This window comes from Pseudactinotalea sp. (genome assembly GCF_048594945.1).
Taxonomy (GTDB): Bacteria; Actinomycetota; Actinomycetes; order Actinomycetales; family Beutenbergiaceae; genus Pseudactinotalea.
Map to the genome: position 1 here is coordinate 1 of NZ_JBMDXJ010000538.1, position 2,380 is coordinate 2,380.

The following is a 2,380-nucleotide window of genomic DNA, read 5'->3' on the forward strand; positions in this document are numbered from 1 at the left end:
GTGACCTCCTCGAGCGCGGCGAGGCTGGGGTGGCTGCGCCGCTGGTGCGCGAGCTTCGCGAGGCGTTGGTCGAGCGCCTGCACATCGAGCAGCTTGAGCTGGTCGGCCACGGGGGCTGAAGCCATGCGTGTTCTCCCGGTGTCGAGGTGGTCTCGCGACCCTATCCGGCCTCAGGGCACGGTGTGGCCCGCGGCCCGTGCCAGCCCGTACCACTCGGGGCGGGTCAGCACGACGTCGGACCCGGCAGCGGCCTCGACGACCCGGCCCGGCGTGGTGGTGCCGAGCACAACCTGCATCTGGGCGGGGTGCCGGGTGATCCACGCGGTCGCGATCCCGTTCGGTGTCACGTCGTACCGCTCGGCCAGCTCGTCCAGCAGGTCGTTGAGCTCGGCAAAGTTCTCCCGGTCACCGACGAACGGCCCGGTACCGAATCCCGCGTGCGACGGCGACCATGCCTGCACCGTGATCCCGCGCAGCCGGCAGTAGTCGAGCAGACCCGCGTCGCGGCTGATCGACTGGTCCAGGCCCACCATGTTGGCGGCCAGTCCCTGTGTGATCAGCGCCGCGTGCGGGACGCTCAGCTGCAGCTGATTGGCGACGATCGGCCGGGTCAGCGCGGTCTTGAGGAGCTCGATCTGGCCGGGCGTGTGGTTGGACACGCCGAAGTGACGCACCTTGCCGGCCGTGTGCAGCTCCTCGAACGCGCGGGCCACCTCCTCCGGCTCCACCAGGGCATCCGGCCGGTGCAGCAGCAGGATGTCGATGTAGTCCGTCCCGAGCGCCTGCAGCGAGCCGTTGACCGTCTCGATCAGGTGCTCGTAAGAGAAGTCGAAGTACGGTCCGTCGCGGACGATGCCCGCCTTCGTCTGGATCGTCAGCTGCGCCCGCTCCGACGGCGTCATCCGCATCGCCTCCGCGAAGCGGCGCTCGCACGCGTGCGGCTCCGGGCCGTAGATGTCGGCGTGGTCGATGAAGTCGATGCCCTGTTCACGCGCGGTCCGCACGAGCTCGCGCACCTCGTCGTCGGACTTCGCCGCGATGCGCATCAGCCCGAGCACGAGCGCCGGCGCGGTCATTCCTGCCTGAGGGATCTCGATGGTCTTCACCGTTCCATCCTCTCGCGGATCACCATGCCGTGCGCCCCGGCCTCATCATCTGGCGGCGGGTAGAATCCGGGCTACACGAGCGAATGAGAACGGGGCGCCACGAATGGGACTCGCGGGTGCAGGACTGCTGTCGATGTTCGGTCTGATGTTCGGGCTCGGCTGCTACCTGATCCCCACGATCATTGCGGCCACACGCAAGCCGGTGAACATGACGGCTGCGATCGTGGTCAACATCTTCCTCGGCTGGTCGTTGATCGGGTGGATCATCGCACTGGTCCTGGCGCTCGGCACGAAGCAGTCCGCCTACTCGCCTGCCTACTACCCGCCGGTCGGCTACCAGCCCGCCGGTGGCTACGGCCAGCCCGGCGCGTATCCGCAGAGCTACGGTACGCATCAGCAGGCACTCCACCAGGCGCAGCCCGCCGCAGCACCCCCGTGGGGAACTCCCGCGCCGCACCATCAGGTCGGCTATCCGCCGTCGGTCTCTGACGCGCCGCACGGAACTCCGCCTGCCTGATCAGATCCGGGTGCCGCGGGCGCGGCGTTGCAGGGCCGCCTGCCACCGGTCGGTGCGGGCGCGTGTCATACGTGCGACGAAGTCGCCGAGGCTGACGCCTGCGGCGAGTGCGATCCCGACGGCGACCGCCTGCACCGTGAGCGTCGCACCGGCGAGCGTGCTGCCGCTCTCGACCACCGCGAACATCGCGCCGTAGATCGCGAGGCCCGGGAGCATCGGGGTGATGCCGCAGACGGTGAGCACGATCGCCGGAGCGGTGCGCCGCCGCGCGAGGACGCCGGCGAGCACACCGATCACGAGCGCGGCGAGGAAGGCGCGCGGTGCCGGACCCACGCCGGTGGTCGCCAGCAGTCCGTTGATCGCCGTGCCCGTGCCCCCGATCGCCGCCACGAGCGGTACCGTGCGCATCCGCGTGTAGGAGGCCACCGCGAAGCTGCCGGCGACCACGGCGGCGCCGAGGACCTGCACCGGCAGGGCAGGTGCGAACGAGTCGAGGTCGGAGATGGTGAGCGGCACGCCCAGGCGTGATCCGACGTCGAGCACCACACCGACACCCACCACGATCCCCAACGTGTACAACGCCACTTCGAACGAGCGCCCGGCGGCCGTGAGCGGGAAGCCGGAGATCGCGTCCTGCGCCGCGCCGACGAGCGACAGACCCGCGAGCAGCACCACGATGCCCGACGCCACGACGAGCGAGGGCGGCAGCACCGAGACGTCCCAGCCGACCTGTCCCTGCCCCCAGAGCAGGACGAGC

Annotated in this window: 3 protein-coding genes; 1 reads left to right on the forward strand and 2 read right to left on the reverse strand. The window is 70.3% G+C overall.

Going from position 1 to position 2,380, the window contains the following annotated elements:
- Positions 1 to 170 precede the first annotated feature (170 nt).
- A complete protein-coding gene (locus ACOJSN_RS24550; protein WP_420115110.1) occupies positions 171 to 1,106 on the reverse strand; it encodes an aldo/keto reductase in 936 nt (311 codons plus the stop codon).
- Positions 1,107 to 1,209: 103 nt separating this feature from the next.
- Here ACOJSN_RS24550 and ACOJSN_RS24555 point away from each other — a divergent pair, with 103 nt between their 5' ends.
- Entirely contained in the window at positions 1,210 to 1,623 is a 414-nt protein-coding gene (locus ACOJSN_RS24555; protein ID WP_420115111.1) for a superinfection immunity protein, read from the forward strand.
- On the opposite strand, the gene ACOJSN_RS24560 is transcribed toward ACOJSN_RS24555, so the two are convergent.
- Positions 1,624 to 2,380, reverse strand: a 757-nt coding sequence (locus ACOJSN_RS24560) for a threonine/serine exporter family protein (RefSeq protein ID WP_420115112.1), incomplete at its 5' end; no start/stop codon positions are given.

What these genes read in the sequence shown, in the direction of transcription:
- ACOJSN_RS24555 (WP_420115111.1), top strand. Translation starts at nt 1,210, where the DNA reads ATGGGACTCGCGGGTGCAGGACTGCTGTCGATGTTCGGTCTGATGTTC.